Below are 21,400 nucleotides of genomic sequence, written 5' to 3'. Positions count from 1 at the left end.
CTACTTGCTCACCGAGGCTGCTCTGAACCGTTTCCGGTGGAGCGTCTCAAGCGAGGAGGCGAATTCTACAGACACCACTGAGGGAGTCAACAGCTCTTTGTAAAAAAGTTTCAGAATGATGAAAACAGGCTTTGCCACTGTCCAAAACAACAACAGGCGCAAAGGCGCCTGTTGTTTATGATGATGCGTCACTTATCGTGGTCTGACGCCGGCTCGACTTCATCCTCCAGCTCAGACGACTTTCGCACCAGTATTGCTCCAAGCAGTATGCCAAGTTCAAACAGCAGCCACATCGGAACAGCCAGCAGACTCTGGGAAATTATATCCGGAGGAGTCAGTAACATGCCAAGAACAAAGCAGCCTACCACTACATAGGCACGCTTCTGTTTCAGACCTTTGACAGTCACAACACCGGACCATAGCAGCAGCAGGGTCGCCACAGGGATTTCAAAGACAATGCCAAAAGCAAAAAACAACTTGAGGACAAAGTTGAGATAGCTGCTGATATCGGTCATGACCGCAATATTTTCAGGGCCAACACTGGTAAAAAAACCAAAAATGATCGGGAACACTACGAAATAGGCAAAGGCTATTCCCATGTAGAACAGCAGGATGCTCGATATCAGCAGTGGAATGGCAAGGCGTTTTTCATGCTTGTACAAACCCGGTGCAATAAAGCTCCAGGCCTGATGCAGCAAAAACGGCATGGCAATGAAAGCAGATGCGACCAGCGTCAGCTTGAATGGCGCAAAGAATGGAGAGGTCACATCCGTTGCGATCATGCTTGTGCCTTCCGGCAGTAACGCTGTTAGCGGTGCGGAAATCCACGTGTAAAGATCGTTGGCAAAGTAGAACAGACCGAGAAAAATCACCAGAATCGCCAGCACGCTGTAGAGCAGCCGTTGACGAAGCTCTACCAGATGGGCAATCAAGGGCTGTTCCTGATCAGAATGATCCACGCTCATGGTGTCTCTTTATTGTCACTGGTTTTACTTTCATCTGTCGCCGGACCGGCTGCAGCCGACTTCTCGGCCTTATCGGCAGTACCTGTTTCGAAAGGCGAGTCTGAAAATGGTCGGCTCATCTCCCTCAGCTCTCGCTCAAGCTGCTCTTTTTCGATCGCCGTTGTCCGCTTCAGCTCTTCCATTCTGAGCTCTTCCCTGATCTCACTCTGGATGGAGCCAACGGTACGTCGCAGACGCCCCAGCCACAGGCCGCAGGTGCGTGCGGCCATCGGCAGACGCTGAGGACCCAGCACCAGCAGCGCAACAACACCTATGACCAGAAGTTCAAAGAAACCGATATCAAACATCTGCTGTCAGCTTACTTGTCTGACTTGCTGTCGGTTTTGGTATCAGTTTTTTCAGACTCCTTGAACTGAGCATCCTGCTCGGCCGAGATCTTTTTCTGCTCGGCTTCACTGTCGCTCTTGCCTGCATCATCCTCATTCACTGCCTTCTTGAAGCTTTTCAGGGCACCACCCAGGTCACCACCAATATTGCGCAGTTTTTTGGTGCCAAACAGCAGAATGATGATTACCAGAACGATCAACAGCTGCCAAATACTGATTCCACCGAGCATATTGCCTCCCGCGGTTATAAAGATTCACTGTAGTGAATATATCAGTCATATCTTATAGCACCGTTACAGCTCGCAGCTGAAACGGTTTTAATGTTTATTGCTTGCCTCGTGAGGCTTTCTCTTCCAGACCTGAAAGATCAAAACGACGTGCCAGCTCCTGCAGTACAGCCGTATGACTCTCTCCCAGATGTGACAGCATCACCAGTGTATGGAACCAGAGGTCTGCGGTTTCATAGATCAGATCGGTATTATCACCGCTGATACCGGCATCCTTCGCAGCCAGTATCGTTTCGACACTTTCTTCACCGACCTTTTCCAGAATCTTGTTGAGCCCCTTGGCATGCAGAGAAGCCACATAGGACGTTTCAGCATCCGCCTGCTTACGAGCCTCAAGCACCTGCTGTAGTTGATCAAGCACATCACTCATCATGCGAGCCTTTACTGGTATAGATTTGATTCGGATCCTTGCGTACGGCATCAACGGTTTCCCATTCAGTGCCGTTGCGCAGTACACGATAGAAGCAGCTCTCACGACCGGTATGACAGGCGATGTCGCCCAACTGTTCAACACTGAGCAGAATCACGTCTCCGTCACAGTCCAGTCGAAGTTCATGCAGTTTCTGCACATGTCCGGACTCTTCACCCTTGCGCCAGAGCCTGTTGCGCGAGCGTGACCAATAGATGGCTCGCTGTTCGGACACCGTCAGGCGCAGCGCCTCTTCATTCATCCAGGCCACCATCAGGATCCGCCCGGTTCTGAAGTCCTGGGCGATGGCCGGTATCAGGCCCTTTTCGTCCCACTTGATCTGCTCAAGCCAGTCTGCAGACATGATGCCTCTCTGTGCTGTTCCGGTTGAATTGGAAGCGACGAAGCATAACTGATCGTGACGACCTGAACCAGCAGCCTCAGGCTCGCCAGATCAGCAGCCAGCCGCAGCCCCCCGCCACCAGTGCATACCAAGGCAGATCCTGTACGTTTTGTTGCAGCGATGGCTGCGCAGTCACAACCGCCGCAGCCATCAGGGTTATGCCCGTCAGCAGATAGCGTCTTTTACGTTGTTCATCCTGAACCCGCTGCCGCTGAAGCTTGAGCTGCAGTCCTTCATTATTTTCAGAACCAAGCTTGAGTTGTTGCAGGCTGTCATACACCAGCTGGGGCAAATGGGGCATTTTTTCCAACCACTCCGGCGCCTGCTGCTTGATACTCTGATAGGCAGCCTTGATGCCCATGCGCTGCTGCATCCAGTTTTCCAGAAACGGCTTGGCGGTCTGCCAAAGGTCCAGATCGGGATAAAGCTGGCGCCCCAACCCTTCAATATTGAGCAGGGTCTTCTGCAACAACACCAGCTGCGGCTGAACTTCCATATTGAAGCGACGTGCGGTCTGGAACAGACCCAGCAACACCATACCAAAAGAAATATCCTTCAGCGGCTTCTCAAAAATCGGCTCACAAACACTGCGGATCGCCGTCTCGAACGCATGTACGTTAGTATCTCTAGGCACCCAGCCTGAATCGATATGCAACTGCGCAACTTGCCGGTAATCGCGCTTGAAAAAAGCGAGAATATTACGTGCCAGATAGTTCTGATCCTCGGCATTGAGTGAGCCGATGATGCCAAAGTCCACGGCGATATATTGCGGATTGGCCGGATTATCCCGTGATACGAAAATATTGCCCGGATGCATGTCGGCATGGAAAAAGCTGTCACGAAATACTTGGGTGAAGAATATCTCCACGCCACGCTCGGCCAGCAGCTTCATGTCAGTTCCCTGGGCTCGCAGCTGCGCCACATCAGCGACCGGGACACCCTGTATACGCTCCATCACCAGGACTTGCTGACGGGTGTAGTCCCAGAATATCTCAGGCACATACAGGATCGCAGAGTCATCAAAATTGCGTCTCAGCTGTGAGCCGTTGGCCGCTTCCTTGCGCAAATCCAGCTCGTCGAAAATGGTCTGCTCATACTCATGTACCACCTCGACCGGACGAAGCCGCCGCCCCTCGGCCCAGATCGCCTGCATCAGTCGCGCCAGCAGATACAACAGCGCCACATCCTGGCGGATAACGCCGCTGATGCCGGGACGGATCACCTTGACCACGACCGCCTTGCCGTCATTCAGTGTCGCCGCATGCACCTGAGCCACCGAAGCGGACGCCATTGGTTCGACACTGAACGACGAGAAAATTTCCGTAACGGGTCGCTTCAACTCTCGCTCGATTATTTTCTGTGCCAACTGGCCGGAGAACGGCGGCACCCGATCCTGCAACTTTGAGAGTTCCAGCGCGATATCATCCGGCAGCAGGTCTCGGCGTGTAGACAACATCTGGCCAAACTTGATGAACACCGGCCCCAGCGCTTCCAGCGCCAGGCGCAGACGTTCCGCCTGCGGGCGGCGTGCAGGTATGAAGTAGCGGGAGGGCAGCAGCCAGAAGAGCGCCCGTATATACCAGGGCAGCAGCGGCTGCTTGAAAAACGTGTCGAGGCGATAGTAGGAGAAGATCCAGGCGATCTTCAATGAGCGCAATACGGTCCGCACAGCTCAGGATATCCCGTGGTTGACGAAAAGCCCCATTCTACCCTGTAGTGGCCAGTTGTGTCTGGTTTCGACCCTGTTGCTTGGCTCGATAGAGCGCCTGATCTGCACGCGTGAACAGGTTCTCTGCGTCATCTTCGGAGGCAACTTCGGCGACACCAAAGGAGATGCTGACCTCAACCCGCTCACCCTTGAAGTTGAAGGGGCTGTCGGCAATGGCCTGACGCAACTTTTCGGTGGCACGGTAGGCCTCATCGGCACTGGTTGAGGGAAACAGAATAACAAACTCTTCACCGCCAAAACGGGCAATGAAATCGGTGCTGCGCAGATTATGCCCCAACACCTTGGTCACCAGACGCAACACTCGGTCACCGGCCAGGTGCCCCAGATCGTCGTTGATTCTCTTGAAGAAGTCGATATCACCGACAGCCAGGGAAAAGCGTGTCTGATAGCGACGCCAGCGGTCCATCTCAGACTCCAGGTGCTGCTCGTAGGCTGTCCTGTTCGGCAGACCGGTCAAGGGATCTGTACGCGCACGCAGCTGCTCCTCTTTCATCCTTGCCTTGACCTTGCTGGTCTCGACTTCCATCTGCTCAACCTTGTGCAGCAGGTCATCATAACGCTGATTCAGACGGTCTTCGCGCGCCTGCTCCTGCTGTCGGTAGCTGTCCATGGTACGTACGATAGAGGCCAGCTGACGGGCGACACTCTGCTTCAGCAGATTGAGGTCCTCCGACTCCTTGACCGTAAGGTGGATGTTGCGTACATCACGCCTCACGTTTGAATCCAGCTGATGGTGCGCCTGCACCGCCTGCGCCTCATCGGTTCGGCTTTCTTCCAGGAACTGTTGTACATAGGAAAGCTGGGAGTTCAGCGTGAGCAGATAGTTTTCAAAGTCTTCTTGCGTATTACCACCTGCAAGACGTACCAGCTCCACCACCGTAGAGAGCATAACCGGCAGCTGCTCAAGCTCGAGGCCTTCTTCGAGCTGACAGACCAGTCCTCGTGCCCGCTCGACGCCCTCTGCCGGTACCTGCAGCGCTTCAAGCAACTGCAGCATCTCCGACGCGACACTGGCGCGGAGCATCTCAAGATCCTGGCTCGTATCGGCATTCAGTTCAAAATCATTTTCAGGCGATGTAGAGACCGGATCACTCGCCAGCATGCCATTTTGCAACTCGACCAGATCCAGCAGCAGGTCGGACAGTTTGTACAGACGCTCAACCGCATCAGGAATACGGTTTTCAACGTTGCCCAGCAGATTATCAACGGAAGGAACCTTGTTGACCCTGCGCAGTTGCTGGCTCCAGCGCTGCAGCACCTTGGCAAGGCTGTCGGAGACTCGGTGCCGATCCTGATCCAGCTGCTTGACGCTTTTACGGACCTGACGTGACAGAGATGCCACACGTTCGGTGTTCTGAGACTTCAGCGAAGCCAACAGGGACGCAAGTTCGCCGTCAAGCTCGGATCCATTGCCCTGCAGCCCCAGCGCCATATGCTCGACCAGTGCAGTAAGCTCGCTTTTGATACGGGCATCAGACTGCTGCTGCCGCTCAACTTCGAGCGTCAGCTCCGTATATTTGCGCTTCCAGTTTTCCTGGTCAGACACAATTCACTTTCCTCACCACAAGACCATTGACGCTTCAGAGCTACAGCATATTACCTTGCGTTTCTGAATGGAAACGAAAAAACCGCCTGTGGAAGGCGGTTTCGGGCACTGCGGCATGATCTGTATCAGGGTGCTGAGCGTTCGCGCTCAACCAGATAGTCCACGACTTCCAGCATTTCCTTGTGACCTCCTGCCGAAGCGGCGGTTACACGGTACTTGCCATTCACCACCATGGCCGGTACACCGGTAATTTCATAGCCCCGCAGCTTCGAGTCACCCTGTTTGAGTTTCATGTTGACGGCAAAGGAATCGTAAAGCTTCGTGAACTCTTCCTGCTCGATACCCAAGGGGGCATAAAACTCGGCCAGTGCTTCCAAACTGTTGAAACGCTTGCGCTGAAGGTGGATGGCATCAAACATTGGCTGATGGGTTTCTTCAACCTTGTCGCTCAACTCCGCCACATAATAGGCTCGCGCCAGCGGCTCCCAGCTGCGGCCAAATACCACGGGCAAGCCGACAAAAGCCACATCATCAGCCTGCTGCTTGCGCCAATGTGCCAGCAGGGGCTCAAAGGTATTACAGTGAGGGCAGGCGTATCCGAAGGCCTCAACCACTTCCACCTTCTCATCCGCAACCGTTTTGACCGGATGAGACAGGGTGAAATAGTGCTCACCTTCACGATAGTCCTGAGCCCAGGACAGCGTGGCAAACAGCGACAGCGATGCTGTCAGCAGCAGTTTTTTCAGCATTTCAATTCTCCCAGAGCTGGCATCATGCCGGATATTGACCTCGACAAGCCTGAATAAGTTTCATGCTCAACAAAAAAGGCAGCCTATGCTGCCTTTTTGCTCAGAGTAGACGCAGCGCCTGACCCTCAGTGCAGGCCCTGAACGTACTGGGAAACCGCTTTCATTTCCGCTTCGCTCATCTTGGATGCAATATCACGCATCATGTTGGCCGGATCGTTGTTGCGATCACCACTGGCAAATTTCTTCAGTGAAGACTCAACATACTGTGCGTGCTGGCCGCTCAGTGACGGGTAGGCAGCAGAATCAATACCCTTGCCGTTCGGGCCGTGACAGGCTGTACAGGCTGCAACACCCTTTTCCGCAACACCGGCACGCCAGATTTTCTGGCCCAGCTCAACCTGATCGGCTGCAGCCTGACCCAACTGGACGTTCTTGCTGGCATAAAATGCCGCAATATCGGCCAGATCCTGATCATTCAGGTTATCCAGCATGCCCGTCATTTCAGGGATCATGCGAGCACCGCTCTTGATCTCGTTCAGCTGCTTGAGCAGGTATTTTTCACCCTGCCCAGCCAGTTTCGGGAAGTTACCCACGACACTGTTGCCATCGGCACTGTGACAGGCAGTACATACGGCTGTCTTGCCCTGGCCTGCAGTTGCATCACCTGCCGCATGCGCGACGCCGGTGATACCGATGCTTACCAGTAAGCTGATCAGTAGTTTGTTCATTGACTAACCCAGACTCTTGCTTGACGAAATGTGTTTTAATCTACCGCTGATTTTGCAGTAAAACAGCAGTAAACGGCCAATTTCCACTATTACCCTGACTGGAGACAGACTCGGTTCGCGGGTAAAATTGGCGGCATTATAAACCAATATCCCCACAAACTGGAACGTATATGTTCACTTTGTGGTCACCCGAGTCTTGCGCCATGTCTACGTTTGACCCCGTTATCCATTACAACCTTGCCCATTTCGAGACCAGCGCATCACGTCTCGACCAATGTCCGCCCGACACCGGTGCCGAGGTTGCCTTTGCCGGTCGTTCCAATGCCGGCAAATCCAGCGCGATCAACGCATTGACCGCACAGACCGCGCTGGCACGCACATCCAAGACCCCCGGGCGTACTCAGTTGATCAACTTTTTCAGGCTCAATATTGAAGGTCTGAGACTGGTTGACCTGCCGGGCTACGGTTACGCCAAGGTGCCGGTTGCGATGAAACTTCACTGGCAGCGCCATCTGGATGCCTATCTGCAGCACCGCGAGTGCCTGCAAGGTGTAGTACTGGTGATGGATATTCGCCACCCAATGAAAGAATTCGACGAAATGATGGTGCATTGGTGCTCATCCACCGGTGTACCCCTGCACGTGCTGTTGACCAAGGAAGACAAACTCAAGCGAGGGCCGGCCAAGAGCACCATGTTGCAGATTCAGAAGCAACTCAAGGAACGTTTGGGCGATAAGGTGAGCGTACAGACGTTTTCGGCTCTCAAAAAATCGGGGGTGGACCAGCTGCGTCAGCGGATTAACAGTTGGCTGCTGCCGGATCTGAAAGAGATGCAAACGGAAGAGGTTGAGTTGATTCCACCCAAAGCTGACTGACAGCCAAGAAAAACCCCGGCGGGCGGAAGGGGAGCACCGCTGCCGGGGCAAGATGTCATGACAGACAGAGCCACGACTCCACGCTGGCAAGACTGGGATTTAATGCCGTGGCTCATCGAATAAGACATCGCATCCGACAAAAGTTCACTTTTGTTCAAAAAAAGATCAGTGCGCCTGTTCCCAGTTATCTCCCACACCCGCTTCCACCAGCAGCGGTACCGCCAGTTCCGCGGCGTCTTCCATCAGCGGTTTGACCTGCGCGATAAAGTTATCCACTTCTCTTTCACGCACCTCGAATACCAGTTCGTCGTGTACCTGCATGATCATGCGCGCATCCATATTGCCCTGTTCCAGCCAGTTATCCACCGCAATCATGGCGTGCTTGATGATATCGGCAGCCGTGCCCTGCATCGGCGCATTGATTGCCGTACGCTCGGCGGCCTGCCGCTTCATCGGATTGCGGTCGTTGATCTCCGGCAGATAGAGGCGGCGGCCGAACAGTGTCTCAACATACCCCTGATCCCGTGCCTGGGCACGGGTTTCATCCATATAGCGCTGAACGCCGGGATAGGTGGCGAAGTAATGCTCAATGTAGCTACCGGCCTCCTTGTTGCCGATCCCCAACTGCCGCGCCAGACCAAAGGCCGACATGCCATAGATCAGGCCGAAGTTGATCGCCTTGGCGCTGCGGCGTTGATCCGCCGTAACCTTATCCACAGTGGTACCAAACACTTCGGCTGCAGTCGCCTTGTGGATATCCTCCCCCTGACGGAACGCATTCATCAGTCCTTCGTCTCCGGACAGGTGCGCCATGATGCGCAGCTCAATTTGTGAATAATCCGCCGCCACAATCCTGTAACCCTCAGGTGCCACAAAAGCGTTACGAATACGCCGCCCTTCAAGGGTACGCACCGGGATGTTCTGCAGGTTGGGTTCGGATGACGACAGACGACCGGTTGCCGTCACCGCCTGATGATAGGACGTATGGATACGACCGGTGGCCGGGTTGATCATCTGCGGCAGCTTGTCGGTATAGGTGCTCTTGAGCTTGCTCAGGCCACGCTGCTCGATCAGCAGCTTGGGGAGCGGGTAATCCAGCGCCAGCTCCTGCAACACTTCTTCAGCTGTCGAAGGAGCCCCCTTGGGGGTTTTCTTCTTCACCGGCAGGCCCATCTTGTCGAACAGGATCGCCTGCAGCTGTTTGGTGGAGTTGAGGTTGAACTCTTCGCCGGCAAGCTCGAAGGCTTCCTTCTCGATCTCGTTCAGGCGCAGTTCCAGCTCCCGGCTCTGTTCGCCCAGAATGTTGGCATCCACCAGCGCACCACGATACTCCATGCGTGACAGCACCGGGATCAGCGGACGTTCGATCTGCTCGAACACCTTGAGCAATTCACCCTCGGCGGCCAGCTGCGGCAGCAGTTTATGATGCAGGCGCAAGGTGATGTCGGCGTCCTCCGCCGCATAGGGTGCGGCCTGTTCCAGCTCGATCTGGTTGAAGGTCAGCTGTTTTTTGCCCTTGCCGGCGATATCTTCAAAGCTGGTCGTGCTCACACCCAGATGACGATCCGCCAGCGTATCCATGTCATGACGGCTGGCGGTGGAATTTAATACGTAGGACTCCAGCATGGTATCGGCACCGATGCCCTGCAGTTCGATGCCGTAATGGCGCAGTACGTTCATGTCGTACTTGATATGCTGGCCGATCTTTTTCAGCTCCGGATCTTCCAGCAGCGGCTTCAACTGCGCCAGCACAGCCTCGCGATCCAGCTGCGCCGGAGCACCCATGTAATCGTGCGCCAGCGGTACATAGGCAGCCTTGCCCGGCTCCACCGCGAAAGAGACACCCACCAGCTGCGCTTCCATGTAGTTCAGACTGGTGGTTTCAGTATCGAAGGCAAACTCTCCGGCGGCTTTCAATCTCTCCAGCCAGGTATCAAGGGCCTCTTGCGTCAGCACCGTTTCATATTCGGTTTCGATGCTGTCTTCAGCCTCAACCGGTTCATCGGCACCCAACTCTTTGGCGTTGCCTGCCTCAAGTTCACGTACCCAGCTTCTGAACTCAAACTGCTTGAACATCTCGATTAACTGATCAGGGTTCGGTTCAGGCAGGGTAATGTCATGCAGCGAGATGTGCAGTGGCACATCGGTCTTGATGGTGGCCAGCAAATAGGACAGCTCCGCCGCCTCGCGGTTGTCTTCCAGCTTTTTCGGCATGGTTTTGGCACCGCGGAATCCCAGCTCGGGGATCTTATCCAGATTTTCATAAAGGTCCTTGATGCCGCCAATGCCCTGCAACAGCGCCAACGCCGTCTTTTCACCTACGCCCGGCACACCCGGGATGTTGTCCACCTTGTCCCCTTGCAGCGCCAGCAGGTCGATCACCAGATGCGGCGGCACACCGAACTTTTCCTCGACCCCGGCCACATCCATCCTGGTGTCATTCATGGTGTTGATCAGGGTGACATGTTCGTCCACCAGCTGCGCCATGTCCTTGTCACCGGTGGAGATCACGACCGGGCGACCGGACTCGCTTGCCTGACGTGCCAGCGTACCGATCACATCATCCGCTTCCACCCCGTCCTCGACGAACAGCGGCAGCCCCATGGCCCGAATGATGGCGTGAATCGGTTCCACCTGAGCACGCAGATCGTCCGGCATGGGCGGGCGGTGTGACTTATACTCAGCATAGATCTCGTCGCGGAAGGTTTTGCCCTTGGCATCGAAAATGACGGCGACGGGGCTGTCGGGATAATCCTTGAGCAGACGCTTGAGCATCGAGGTCACAACCCTGATGGCACCGGTTGGCGTACCGTCGGCAGTACGCAAATCAGCCTGCTGGGAGGCGAAAAATGCTCGATAAAGGTAGGAGGAGCCATCCACCAGAATGACCGGGGCGTGCTGTTCGCTCATGGGAGTATCCATTTAAAACTGTTTCGGGGTTGTCGGCGCCTGCGACAAGGCCCACAATCATAGACAATTCGACCCCGACTAACCAATTGGGAAGCAATGATGCTGAAAAAACTGACGCTGGTGGCAGTATTGGCACTGGCCCCTCTGGCCCAGGCAGAAGTGGTGGATGACCCGGCCCTGACCGAGCCGGAAATTACCATTACCCACGATGGTGAAAGCACCTATTACGAGTACACCATCAACGGCCAGCTGCGCGAAATAAAGGTCGTGCCCAAGGTCGGCAAGCCCTACTATCTGGTACCGGCCGATGGCTCCAAATTCATTCGCGTAGAGGAATCACAGCTGCTGATTCCAAAATGGGTCATTTTCCGCTGGTAACCGACATTGGCCGTATATACCGATATCAGCCGCGCTCAACTTGAAGCCCTGCTGGAAGACTATGCGCTGGGTAGACTGGTCAGCTTCGAAGGGATCGAAGGTGGCATCGAGAACAGCAACTTCTTCGTTACGCTGGACCTTGACGGCCGCGAACAGCAGTACGTTCTGACGCTGTTCGAAGAGTTGGCCTTCGACGAGATGCCGTTCTTTGTCGAGCTGGGCCAGTGGCTGCATGCGCGTCAGGTACCTGTTCCCTATGCGATCAAGGATCGTAACGGTATTGCGCTGAAGCAGTTGTGCGCCAAACCCGCTTTTTTCCAGCCCCGTTTCCAGGGGCATCATGTTAGCCGCGAACAGCTTGCGCCCGATCATTGCACCGAAATCGGTACCGCGCTTGCACAGTTCCACCTTGCCGGCGAAGAGTTCTATCTGCGCAGACAGGCTCAGAGGGGCGTGTTCTGGTGGCGACGCGAGAGTCAGGCCATTCGTCATCTGCTCAAACCGGAAGATGCCGAGCTCTTGCAGCAGGAAGTAGCCCTGTTCGACCAGTTGAGAGAAAAGCCCTTCGGCTTGCCGCTGGGTACCATTCACGGAGACCTTTTCCACGACAACGCCCTGTTCCACGGCAGTCGTCTGGAAGCGATCCTCGATATCTACAACGCGGCAACCGCCTTCCTGCTGTTTGACCTGGCCATTGTCGCCAACGACTGGTGTACCGATGCACAGGGGCAGGCTGATCCGGCACGGGAGCAGGCACTGCTCAAGGCCTATGCCAGTGTGCGCCCGTTTACCGATGAAGAAGTCGCTGCCTGGCCGACACTGGTTCGCACCGCTGCCATGCGTTTCTGGCTGTCGCGACTGATACCCTGGCTCGGGGTTGAGCAGGCCTCACGCAGTGGCATCAGCACCAAACTGAAAGACCCGGACGAGTTCCGTCGCGTCCTGCTGGCACGTATCGAAACACCCGCCTCAATCTGACGGTTCCGGCCCGGATCGGCTCTTGGCTTCAGACCAGGTCGTCCGGGCTGATATACTGCAGCCTTTCCACCTCGATTCATCTGATTTCAACTCGGCAGGGCCCATGGACGTTACACACATCATCGATTCGCTCAACGACGCCCAGCGGCAGGCGGTTACCGCTGATCTGAACAACCTGCTGGTTCTGGCAGGTGCCGGCTCCGGCAAGACGCGGGTACTGGTGCACCGCATCGCCTGGCTGATCGAGACCGAAGGCCTTTCACCCTATTCAATCATGGCGGTGACCTTTACCAACAAGGCGGCACGGGAGATGCGCGGGCGAATCGAGCACCTGCTGGGAATCAACACCCACGGCATGTGGGTGGGTACCTTCCACGGTCTGGCACATCGCCTGCTGCGTGCCCACTGGCGCGATGCCGGGCTGCGGGACAACTTCCAGATCATGGACAGCGACGACCAGCTGCGCCTGATCAAGCGACTGTGCAAGGAGATGAATCTGGACGACAGCCGCTGGCCGGCACGTCAGTTTCAGTGGTTTATCAATGGCCAGAAGGACGAAGGCCTGCGCAGCGCCCACATCGAGCGGACGGGCGATCCGTTCCAGGCGATGATGATTCGGGTCTATGAAGCCTATGAAGAGGCCTGTGAACGGGGTGGCATGATCGACTTTGGCGAGTTGTTGCTGCGGGCACTGGAACTGCTGCGCGACCGCGCACCCCAGCTGCTCAAGCACTACCGCGAACGTTTTCGCTACGTGTTGGTGGATGAGTTTCAGGACACCAACGCCATTCAGTACGCCTGGCTGCGCCTGCTGTGCGAGGGCGATAACAAGCTGATGGCGGTGGGCGATGATGACCAGTCGATCTACGGCTGGCGCGGCGCTCGCATCGAGAACATCCAGCATCTAGAGCAGCACTTCCCGGGTACCGAAACCATCCGTCTGGAGCAGAACTACCGCTCCACCGGCACCATTCTCGGCGCTGCCAATGCCGTAATACAGAACAACTTCGGCCGTCTGGGCAAAGAACTGTGGACCGAGCTGGGCGATGGCGAGCCGATCTCGCTCTACAGCGCCTTCAACGAGCAGGACGAGGCACGCTTCATCGTCGACCAGATCCAGAAGTGGGTGGAAGAGGGCAACCGCCGCGACGAGTCGGCCATTCTGTACCGTTCCAACGCCCAGTCACGGGTACTGGAGGAGATGCTGATCCGGGCCGGCATGCCCTACCGCATCTACGGCGGCCAACGATTCTATGATCGGCTGGAGATCAAAAACGCACTGGCCTATCTGCGTCTGCTGGCCAACCGCGATGACGATACCGCCATGGAGCGAGTGATCAATGTCCCCACTCGCGGTATCGGTACCCGCACCATCGAAGCGATCCGCGAACATGCCCGTGGCGAGAACGTTTCCATGTGGCGGGCCGCCAACGAAATCACCGAGCTTAAAACCCTGCCGGCCCGCGCCAACAACGCCCTGCAAACCTTTGTCGACCTGATCAATCAGCTGGATGCCGATACCCGCAGTACCGAGCTGCACGAGCAGACCGAGCATGTGGTGCAGCATTCCGGCCTGATTGAGCACCACGAGAAAGAGAAGGGTGAAAAGGGCCAGTCCCGTATCGAAAACCTTGAGGAACTGGTCAACGCCGCACGCCAGTTTGCCGGCCAGTGGCAGGAAGACAACGAAGAGGGGTTCAACTCACCACTGGCTGCGTTTCTTGATCAGGCGGCACTGGATGCCGGTGAGGCACAGGCCGATGTGCACACCGACAGTGTACAGCTGATGACGCTGCACTCCGCCAAGGGACTGGAGTTCCCGCTGGTATTCATGGCCGGCATGGAGGAGGGGCTGTTCCCGCACAGCATGTCGGCGGAAGAACCGGGAAGGCTGGAGGAAGAGCGCCGGCTCTGCTACGTGGGTATTACCCGTGCCATGCAGAAGCTGTACATGACCTACGCCGAGTCACGCCGCCTGCACGGCAAGGAGACCTTGAACCGAGCATCGCGCTTCATCAACGAGATACCGGCAGAACACATGGAAGAGGTGCGCCTCAACGCAACCGTTCGCCGCCCTTACGGCAGCGGGTACGATTCCGAGAGCAGCCTGTTTGGCGGTGGCAGCTCACTGTCCAGCGCCGAGATTCCCAGTACCGACCTGCGCCTTGGTCAGGCCGTGACGCATGCCAAATTTGGCGTTGGCATGGTGACCAACTTCGAGGGCAGTGGCCCCAAGGCACGGGTACAGGTCAACTTTGAGGACGCCGGCAGCAAATGGCTGGTGGTGGGTTTTGCCAACCTGCAGCCGCTGTAGAACGTCAATGCTGAAACGGGTAGAGACTGCCCAGCCCCAGAATGCGCGTCAGCTCATCCAATGCAACGCGCGACTCATCCAGCAGAGCCGGGTCAGCCAGCTCGGAGGGCGCCAGCCGGTCTCGGTAATGGCGCTCAACCCAGTCGGTCAGCTGTGCATACAGTTGATCACTGAACAGGACTCCCTGGTGGCAGGCTTCCAGCGCTTTCGGCTCCAGCACCACTCTTAGCCGCAGGCAGGCCGGACCGCCACCATTGCGCATGCTCTGGCGCAGATCCGCCACCTCCACTGCATCGATCCCTTTCCGTGCTTTGAGCAATGTTTGCAGATAATGCCAAACCTGCTCATTTTCACGGCACTCCTGTGGCGCCAGCAGCAGGGTGTGGCCTCCGGACAGCGTCAACAGCTGGCTGTTGAACAGATAGCTCTGTACCGCTGCCTGCAACGATATTTCATGCTCATTCACCTGAATCAGGTTCAACTCGCCGTTCAAGGCATGGTCCAGCTGATCAAGCACCTGTAGCTGGTCTACAAAAGCGGACTCATGACAGAACAGAAGAGTACGATTGGCCACCGCGATCACATCATTGTGAAAAACACCGGCGTCGATGGCGTCAGGCCGCTGTTGCGCATATATAACCCGCGTTGGATCCAGCCCATGCTGACGCGCCACCGCCTCACTGGCTTCAAGGGTTTGACGGGCAGGGAAGCGCTGCGGTCCGGGCTGCTGCCGACTTCGACCATGAACAAAAAGGGCCACTCCTCGATTTGAATAAGCTGTGCATAACCTGCTGTGATTGGCTCCACCCTCATCTCCCAGTGCCGCTGTTGCCGGCAACGGGCTGTGGACACAAAAGAACTCGGGATGGTGAAATATGGCCCGCAGGATAGTCCCGGTCATATCGGCTTCGATACTGCGATGTAGCTGAGAGACCAGGTTGGCCGGCGTAAAATGCACACGCCCATCACCTGTATCAGCTGCGGGCGATACCGTTGCTGCATTGGCGGCCCACATGGCAGACGCCGAGCAGCAGGCCGACAACAGCCAGGGAGCTTCATGGGCGGCGCGAGCCAGTACCTCAGCGTCACTGCCGTCAAACCCCAACTGACGCAGCAGCCCAGGCTCCGGCCTGGGCTGGGGTGGCAGAAGGCCCTGTGACAGACCCAGATCATGCAGGCGCTTCATTTTGGCCAACCCCTGCAAGGCGGCCGCTCTGGGGTTCGAGACCTGCTCACGATTGCGGGCCGAAGCCAGATTGCCCGACGCCAGACCACTATAGTTGTGGGTAGGCCCTACCAGGCCATCAAAATTGACTTCTACCGCCTTCATCCCTTCGCTCCCAATACCATGCCCGGTGGCAGGCTCTGTGGCAGCTCAAGCCGTGCGCTTTCCAGCCCGGCCACGGGATAGGCACAGTAATCCGCCGCATACCAGGCACCGGGGCGGTGGTTGCCGCTGGCACCGATACCACCAAAAGGCAGTGCACCGGACGCCCCGGTCAAGGGCCTGTTCCAGTTCACCACACCGGCGCGGATATGGCAGTGGAAGTGGTCAAACTCTGCCTCACTGTCACTGATCAGCCCGGCACTGAGGCCATATCGGGTGCGGTTGGCCAGGGTAATTGCCTGATCAAAGTCACGGTAGCGAATCAGTTGCAGCATCGGACCAAAATACTCCTCATCGGGCGCCCGCGCTCCCAGCGCAGTCACATCGATCAACCCCGGCGTCAGCAGGGCACTGCCTTCACGCACAGATTGCATCGGCATCACCACCTCAGCCCCCATCAATTGAAGCCGCTGTTGGGCAGCCAGCAGGTTACCCACAGCTGCAGACGAAATCAGGCTGCCCATGAACGGCTGTGGGTCGGCAAAGGGGTTGTCCACTTTCAGCCTGCCCACCGCCTCAGCCAGCCTGTTGATAAACTCATCGCCCCAGTTACCCACAGGTATCAGCAGGCGACGCGCACAACTGCAACGCTGTCCACCGCTCAGAAAGGCTGACTGGATAACACAGAACAGGGCCGCTTCAATATTATCCACAGGCCGCAGCAGGAGCGGATTATTGCCTCCCATCTCAAGCGCCAGCAGCTTGCCGGGGCGGTTGCCAAATTGCTGCTGCAGGCGCTCTCCCGTGGCTGAGCTGCCGGTAAAGCAGATGCCGTCAAGCTGTTCACTGGCCGCCAACGCCTGCCCAACTTCGGCACCGCCCTGCAACAGGTTAAGCACGCCGTGTGGCAGCCCGGCTCGTTGCCAGAGTTCAACCATGTGACGGCTCACCAGCGGGGTCTGTTCACTGGGCTTGAACAACAGCGTATTGCCTGCCAGCAGGGCCGGCACGATATGGCCATTGGGCAGGTGACCGGGGAAGTTGTAAGGCCCGAACACCGCCAGCACGCCATGCGGTTTGTGTCGCAACGCCATGCGCACGCCGTCCTGTTCGGTTATCCGGCTGCCGGTTCGCTCATTGAAAGCGCGTATCGACAGGGCGGTTTTGCCGACCATGCTGGTGACTTCGGTGCGCGCCTCCCACAACGGCTTGCCGGTTTCTTCCGCGATACAAACCGCCATCGGTTCCGCTTCCTGCTGCAACAGCTCTGAATAGCGCTCAACCAGCTGTCGACGCAGGTCAAACCCCAGCCCGACCCAGTTCGGCGCCGCCCGCCTCGCGGCAGACAATGCCCGTTCAACCTGCTCCAGACTGGCACTCTGGCCACTCCAGAGCCGCTCTCCATTGACCGGATTAGTCGAAACCAGTGGCGAACCTTCACCGGTCACCCAGCTGCCGTTGATCAGCAGATCCAGCATGTTCACCTTCCTTCACGGCGCCACTGCACCGGATCATCCTGCGCCAGTTCAAACAGCAGCGCGGCGCTCAGCCGGGCCCGTTCTGCCAGACTGGCAACCAGCAGGAATTCGTCGCTGGAGTGGATGGCACCGCCACACACTCCCAGTGTGTCGATATTGGGCAGGCCCGCCGCCGCCAGATTATTGCCATCGCAGCAGCCGCCACTGGGCAGCCAGCTCAGCTCGGTACCCAGCTCCTGGCCGATCTGGCGCAGGCGTTCAAACAGCCGGAGGTGTGGCCCAAGCGGCTTGGGCTTGCGCCCAAAACGGCCATCCAGCTCAATTTGAATACCCTCCTGCCGGCGGATCTGCCGTTGCAAATGCTCCAGCTGCTGCAGGCACCAGAGCTCATCTTCAGGCTGTTCAATGCGGATATTGAAGCGTGCCATCGCCCGGTCGGGCACCACGTTGACCGCACCACCCCCATGAATATAGCCGGGATTGATGGTTACGCCTGCTTGCTGACCGTTAAGATCATCCAGCCCACTGATGAAATCGCACAGCGCACGGATCGCGTTACGACCCAGGTGATGCTCACGCCCGGCATGAGCTGCACGCCCAGTTACACGCACGCTGAAATTGCCACTGCCCTTGCGCGCGCCGGCGAGAGAACCATCGGCCAATGCCGGTTCAAACACCAGCCCCATGTCAGCCTCTGCCGCACAGCGCGCGATCAAATCCGCTGAACAGGGCGAGCCGATCTCTTCATCCGGGTTAAGCAGCCATCGCCAGCCGATTCTGCCCGCCAGCGGCGATGCCTCCAGCGCCGCCAATGCATGCAGCGCTACCACCAGCCCGCCTTTCATATCGGTTACCCCGGGGCCGTTGAGGCGTTCCGCATCCAGCCAGCATATCTGCTGGAAGGGATGGTCAGCGCCATACACCGTATCCAGATGCCCCATCAACAGCAGCTGCAGCGGCGCATCCGGGTGCTTTCGCAGCTGCACCGCCTGCCCAAGGGGCTGCTCCTGCCATTCGGCTCTGTCCGTAAGTTGACGGTAATGCGGCAGCTCTATTCGCTGCTCAACAGCACCCAGTGCGACTGCAAACTTGATCAGCCTGTCAGCGACCGCATTAACGCCCGTGACATTGAACGTACCCGAATTGATCTCGGCCAGCGCAATTGTCTGCTCCAGCATCAGCGCCTGCTGATCGGGTAACCAGTGGTAATAGGATTGCCGCACACGACCTCCGATTCCGTTGCACGGTTTCAGTATCGGTCAGGCCAAGAGGGGATGCCAGTTCAGATAAGGGGTTGCAGTGCCTGCCACAGCAGACGCAATGCCAGCACAGTGACGATAATGCGGAACAGACGGTTGAACCAGACCGAGCTGACTTTCTGCAGCAGGTTAAGCCCGATCCAGGTGCCCAGCATGCCACTGAGAATCATCAGGCCGATCAGCGGCAACCAGTCGATAAAGGAAAAGCCGATAAAGGAGAACACCACACCCTTGAGCAGGTGCTGACCGGTCATGGCCGCCGCAAAGGTCGCTACGGTCTGCATCTTGTCATGGCTGTGACGGTGCACGAATGCGGCCACCAGTGGGCCGCTGGCCCCCACGAACATGGAGACAAAGGTGGTCAGAGAACCGGCCAACAGCGTGCGCAGGGGTGTCAATGTGCGTGCAGTCGGCTTTGGACCCCACACCATCCAGAGAATGAAACCGGCCACCGCCAGCTGAATCACCTGCAGCGGCAGCTGTACCACGACCAGTGACGCCAGCCCGGCACCGATCAGGGCACCGGTCAGGAAACGCCCACACAGTGGCCAGTCGATGTGCTGCCGGGTCATCAGGGCGCGGTTGCCGTTGGAGCCCAGCTGAACCAGGCCATGTACGGGGATCAGTGCGGCGATCGGTACGATCTGTGCCATCACAACCAGCAACAGAACGCCGCCGCCAATTCCAAGGGTCGCGGTCAACAGGGAGGTAAACCCTGCGGTCAGGATCAGCCAGACAGCATCCAGCGCCAGCAGTTCAGGCGGTAACCAGCCGATCACGCCTGCTGCATGGCCAGCATCACCTGCTGTGCCCAGTTCAGGCTGTGGCGATAGGCCACTTCATAGAAGGGCTTGTTCAGCTCACGGCTGAGCTGTTCAAATTCACCCCGCTCGTAATACTCAACCTGCTGCAGCAGCTCACCACAGGAACCGCTGCGGCCGATCAGAGCGTCTTTCATATCCTGCTGCAGGGGTACCTGAGACAGAAGCTCTTCCATCTCCATGTCCAGCAATACATCCAGCTGCGACAGCAGGCCGACGACGAAATGGTTGATCGGTTCATCCCGCCCCAGCATTTCGGCCAGCAGTTCGCAGAATCGGCCACGCACCAGCATGTTGCGCGTCAGTTCATCCGGCTTGGTTTTATCGGTACTGGTCAGGAACAGCATCACCCAGCGTTTGATCTGATCGATGCCGAGCAGGGAGATGGCGTGAGAGAGTGAGCTGATTTCGCGCTTGAGATTGAAGGCGGCGGAGTTGACCACCCTCAGGATCCGGTAGGTCAGGGCCGGGTCATGCAGTGCGATCTGTTCAATGGACTGGGCCGTGGCGCTGGGGCGCTGCATCTCGGTGAGCAACTCCAGCAGAACCACCTTGTTGCCGGTGATCTTCTTGCCCTTGACCGGCTCGGGCTTGCTGAGGAAGTAGCCCATGTAGAGGGCAAACCCCATCTCGAGGCAGCGACGAAACTCTTCCTGGGTTTCCACCTTATCGGCCAGCAGCTCCAGCTGGTAGGTCCGCAGGCGCTGCAGCAGGGCAGGGATGTTATCCAGCCCCAGCAGCTGAATATCCAGCTTCAGGACGTGAACGATGTTCAGCAATGGCTCGAACTTGGGGTCTCGCGGGTCGTAATCCGCCAGAGCCAGTCGGTAGCCCTGCTGCGCCAGCCCCTTCACTCGGGCAATGAACTCGGGCGTTATATCCGAGTGGCCCAGAATTTCCAGCACGAAATTCTGCTTCGGCAGTTCGGGCACATCATTGTTGAGCAGGAAGCTGTCCGTTACCTTGAGGAAACAGGGCAATGACTGAACCGACCCGCCCTTGGTGATACTGGAGTAGGTGCCCAGCAATACACCGAGGGTGGCATCTTCATCCTTCAGACCTTCAACAAAATTGCCATCCGTATCACGGAACAACAACTCGAAGGCGACCACATCCTGGCTCTTGGTATAGATGGGCTGTCGCGCCATCAACACCTGGAGCTGCTGTTCATCTGCCATGATCTGAGGGCCGGTCGACGCCACTGTTGACTCCTTGTAGGTAGACTACCTGTATCACATTCAAACGGGAGTTAGAGTATATCGACTCACTCCCGCAGAGAACAGAGCCCTTACTAAGCTATAGGTTACAGGCTTCAATACTGCTCGGCCTGCTCGTCGATGGTGGCATACACCTCGTAGCTGCCATCCTTTTTCACCAGCAGCACCTGGTAGGGACTGAAGCGATCATCGACTTCCATACCCGGACTGCCCATCGGCATGCCCGGCACGGCCAGCCCCAGTGCATCGGCGGGTGGCTGCTGCAGGAAACGCTGCATCAGCTTGGCCGGTACATGGCCTTCAAACAGGTAGCCCTGTTCGGACACGGCAGTGTGACAGGAGTGGTACTGCCCCTGCAGGCCCATATCCAGCTTCAGCTGGGTCAGGTTATCAGGGTGATGGGGCACTGAGTGAAAGCCTGCATCGTCGACATGGTCCATCCAGTCCACGCAGCAGCCACAGGTTGGACTCTTGTAAACGCGCAGGTTCATGGCATCCGCCCTGGCTTGCTGGACCGTTTCCTGCACTGCCGGCTTCGAGGCGTCTGAGGTGGTCTGAGAGTCGCTGCAGGCGCTCAGAAAGGCGGTAAATGTCACTAATGAAAGGGCCGCAAGGCCGGTACGATAGAAGGACATGGAATT

20 protein-coding genes are annotated in these 21,400 nt (G+C 57.1%); 4 read left to right on the top strand and 16 right to left on the bottom strand.

Annotated elements, in window-relative coordinates:
• Positions 1–188 precede the first annotated feature (188 nt).
• The 9 genes from tatC to ABIE60_RS13315 form a co-directional block, all read right to left on the bottom strand.
• Positions 189–965: a twin-arginine translocase subunit TatC gene (tatC, locus tag ABIE60_RS13355; RefSeq protein ID WP_354470019.1), complete on the bottom strand. Its 777-nt coding sequence runs from the start codon at positions 963–965 to the stop codon at positions 189–191.
• Entirely contained in the window at positions 962–1,312 is a 351-nt protein-coding gene (tatB, locus tag ABIE60_RS13350; RefSeq protein WP_354470018.1) for a Sec-independent protein translocase protein TatB, read from the bottom strand. Before tatB ends, tatC begins: the two co-directional genes overlap by 4 nt.
• Before the next feature lie 11 nt (positions 1,313–1,323).
• Positions 1,324–1,581 carry a Sec-independent protein translocase subunit TatA gene (gene tatA / locus ABIE60_RS13345; RefSeq protein ID WP_354470017.1) on the bottom strand — a complete coding sequence of 86 codons (258 nt, stop codon included), beginning with the start codon at positions 1,579–1,581 and terminating at the stop codon, positions 1,324–1,326.
• Positions 1,582–1,675: 94 nt separating this feature from the next.
• Entirely contained in the window at positions 1,676–2,008 is a 333-nt protein-coding gene (locus ABIE60_RS13340) for a phosphoribosyl-ATP diphosphatase (protein ID WP_354470016.1), read from the bottom strand.
• The gene (hisI, locus tag ABIE60_RS13335; RefSeq protein WP_354470015.1) at positions 2,001–2,411 is read right to left on the bottom strand and encodes a phosphoribosyl-AMP cyclohydrolase; all 411 of its coding nucleotides are present in this window, start codon (positions 2,409–2,411) and stop codon (positions 2,001–2,003) included. Before hisI ends, ABIE60_RS13340 begins: the two co-directional genes overlap by 8 nt.
• Positions 2,412–2,487: 76 nt before the next feature.
• On the bottom strand, positions 2,488–4,119 hold the full coding sequence (gene ubiB / locus ABIE60_RS13330) for a ubiquinone biosynthesis regulatory protein kinase UbiB (protein WP_354470014.1): 1,632 nt from the start codon (positions 4,117–4,119) through the stop codon (positions 2,488–2,490).
• 37 nt (positions 4,120–4,156) lie between these two features.
• Positions 4,157–5,725, bottom strand: a complete 1,569-nt coding sequence (locus ABIE60_RS13325) for a GGDEF domain-containing protein (RefSeq protein WP_354470013.1) — start codon at positions 5,723–5,725, stop codon at positions 4,157–4,159.
• A 125-nt stretch (positions 5,726–5,850) separates the two neighbouring features.
• On the bottom strand, positions 5,851–6,474 hold the full coding sequence (locus tag ABIE60_RS13320) for a thiol:disulfide interchange protein DsbA/DsbL (RefSeq protein WP_354470012.1): 624 nt from the start codon (positions 6,472–6,474) through the stop codon (positions 5,851–5,853).
• 125 nt (positions 6,475–6,599) lie between these two features.
• Positions 6,600–7,202, bottom strand: coding sequence for a c-type cytochrome (locus ABIE60_RS13315; protein WP_354470011.1), 603 nt, complete (start codon positions 7,200–7,202; stop codon positions 6,600–6,602).
• 203 nt (positions 7,203–7,405) lie between these two features.
• On the opposite strand from ABIE60_RS13315, the gene yihA reads away from it, so the two are divergent.
• Positions 7,406–8,077 (top strand): ribosome biogenesis GTP-binding protein YihA/YsxC, encoded by a 672-nt coding sequence (yihA, locus tag ABIE60_RS13310; protein ID WP_354470010.1) that lies wholly within the window; start codon positions 7,406–7,408, stop codon positions 8,075–8,077.
• 165 nt (positions 8,078–8,242) lie between these two features.
• Here the strand turns inward: yihA and polA are convergent, their stop codons facing one another.
• Positions 8,243–10,987, bottom strand: a complete 2,745-nt coding sequence (gene polA / locus ABIE60_RS13305) for a DNA polymerase I (RefSeq protein ID WP_354470009.1) — start codon at positions 10,985–10,987, stop codon at positions 8,243–8,245.
• Between the two features lie 99 nt (positions 10,988–11,086).
• On the opposite strand from polA, the gene ABIE60_RS13300 reads away from it, so the two are divergent.
• From ABIE60_RS13300 to uvrD, 3 genes are all read left to right on the top strand, one after another.
• Positions 11,087–11,365 carry a DUF2782 domain-containing protein gene (locus ABIE60_RS13300; RefSeq protein WP_354470008.1) on the top strand — a complete coding sequence of 93 codons (279 nt, stop codon included), beginning with the start codon at positions 11,087–11,089 and terminating at the stop codon, positions 11,363–11,365.
• 6 nt (positions 11,366–11,371) lie between these two features.
• Positions 11,372–12,343: a homoserine kinase gene (locus tag ABIE60_RS13295; RefSeq protein WP_354470007.1), complete on the top strand. Its 972-nt coding sequence runs from the start codon at positions 11,372–11,374 to the stop codon at positions 12,341–12,343.
• A gap of 103 nt (positions 12,344–12,446) precedes the next feature.
• Positions 12,447–14,657 (top strand): DNA helicase II, encoded by a 2,211-nt coding sequence (gene uvrD / locus ABIE60_RS13290; RefSeq protein ID WP_354470006.1) that lies wholly within the window; start codon positions 12,447–12,449, stop codon positions 14,655–14,657.
• A 4-nt stretch (positions 14,658–14,661) separates the two neighbouring features.
• Here the strand turns inward: uvrD and astB are convergent, their stop codons facing one another.
• From astB to ABIE60_RS13260, 6 genes are all read right to left on the bottom strand, one after another.
• Positions 14,662–15,987: an N-succinylarginine dihydrolase gene (astB, locus tag ABIE60_RS13285; protein WP_354470005.1), complete on the bottom strand. Its 1,326-nt coding sequence runs from the start codon at positions 15,985–15,987 to the stop codon at positions 14,662–14,664.
• Positions 15,984–17,462: a succinylglutamate-semialdehyde dehydrogenase gene (gene astD / locus ABIE60_RS13280; protein ID WP_354470004.1), complete on the bottom strand. Its 1,479-nt coding sequence runs from the start codon at positions 17,460–17,462 to the stop codon at positions 15,984–15,986. Before astD ends, astB begins: the two co-directional genes overlap by 4 nt.
• 2 nt (positions 17,463–17,464) lie before the next feature.
• Entirely contained in the window at positions 17,465–18,685 is a 1,221-nt protein-coding gene (locus ABIE60_RS13275) for a hydrolase (protein ID WP_354470003.1), read from the bottom strand.
• Between the two features lie 59 nt (positions 18,686–18,744).
• Positions 18,745–19,500 carry a sulfite exporter TauE/SafE family protein gene (locus ABIE60_RS13270; protein ID WP_354470002.1) on the bottom strand — a complete coding sequence of 252 codons (756 nt, stop codon included), beginning with the start codon at positions 19,498–19,500 and terminating at the stop codon, positions 18,745–18,747.
• Positions 19,497–20,744 (bottom strand): EAL and HDOD domain-containing protein, encoded by a 1,248-nt coding sequence (locus ABIE60_RS13265; protein ID WP_354470001.1) that lies wholly within the window; start codon positions 20,742–20,744, stop codon positions 19,497–19,499. The genes ABIE60_RS13270 and ABIE60_RS13265 overlap by 4 nt, the downstream gene beginning before the upstream one ends.
• A 110-nt stretch (positions 20,745–20,854) precedes the next feature.
• Positions 20,855–21,394, bottom strand: coding sequence for a DUF411 domain-containing protein (locus ABIE60_RS13260; RefSeq protein WP_354470000.1), 540 nt, complete (start codon positions 21,392–21,394; stop codon positions 20,855–20,857).
• Positions 21,395–21,400 lie beyond the last annotated feature (6 nt).

This window comes from Marinobacterium sp. MBR-109 (assembly GCF_040547565.1).
In the GTDB taxonomy this organism is placed as follows: Bacteria; Pseudomonadota; Gammaproteobacteria; order Pseudomonadales; family Balneatricaceae; genus Marinobacterium.
This window is presented reverse-complemented; position numbering and strand designations above follow the sequence as displayed.

Coding starts and splice junctions, on each gene's coding strand:
- tatC (WP_354470019.1), bottom strand. CDS start 965: ATGAGCGTGGATCATTCTGATCAGGAACAGCCCTTGATTGCCCATCTG.
- tatB (WP_354470018.1), bottom strand. CDS start 1,312: ATGTTTGATATCGGTTTCTTTGAACTTCTGGTCATAGGTGTTGTTGCG.
- tatA (WP_354470017.1), bottom strand. CDS start 1,581: ATGCTCGGTGGAATCAGTATTTGGCAGCTGTTGATCGTTCTGGTAATC.
- ABIE60_RS13340 (WP_354470016.1), bottom strand. CDS start 2,008: ATGAGTGATGTGCTTGATCAACTACAGCAGGTGCTTGAGGCTCGTAAG.
- hisI (WP_354470015.1), bottom strand. CDS start 2,411: ATGTCTGCAGACTGGCTTGAGCAGATCAAGTGGGACGAAAAGGGCCTG.
- ABIE60_RS13320 (WP_354470012.1), bottom strand. CDS start 6,474: ATGCTGAAAAAACTGCTGCTGACAGCATCGCTGTCGCTGTTTGCCACG.
- ABIE60_RS13315 (WP_354470011.1), bottom strand. CDS start 7,202: ATGAACAAACTACTGATCAGCTTACTGGTAAGCATCGGTATCACCGGC.
- yihA (WP_354470010.1), top strand. CDS start 7,406: ATGTCTACGTTTGACCCCGTTATCCATTACAACCTTGCCCATTTCGAG.
- polA (WP_354470009.1), bottom strand. CDS start 10,987: ATGAGCGAACAGCACGCCCCGGTCATTCTGGTGGATGGCTCCTCCTAC.
- ABIE60_RS13300 (WP_354470008.1), top strand. CDS start 11,087: ATGCTGAAAAAACTGACGCTGGTGGCAGTATTGGCACTGGCCCCTCTG.
- uvrD (WP_354470006.1), top strand. CDS start 12,447: ATGGACGTTACACACATCATCGATTCGCTCAACGACGCCCAGCGGCAG.
- astB (WP_354470005.1), bottom strand. CDS start 15,987: ATGAAGGCGGTAGAAGTCAATTTTGATGGCCTGGTAGGGCCTACCCAC.
- astD (WP_354470004.1), bottom strand. CDS start 17,462: ATGCTGGATCTGCTGATCAACGGCAGCTGGGTGACCGGTGAAGGTTCG.
- ABIE60_RS13260 (WP_354470000.1), bottom strand. CDS start 21,394: ATGTCCTTCTATCGTACCGGCCTTGCGGCCCTTTCATTAGTGACATTT.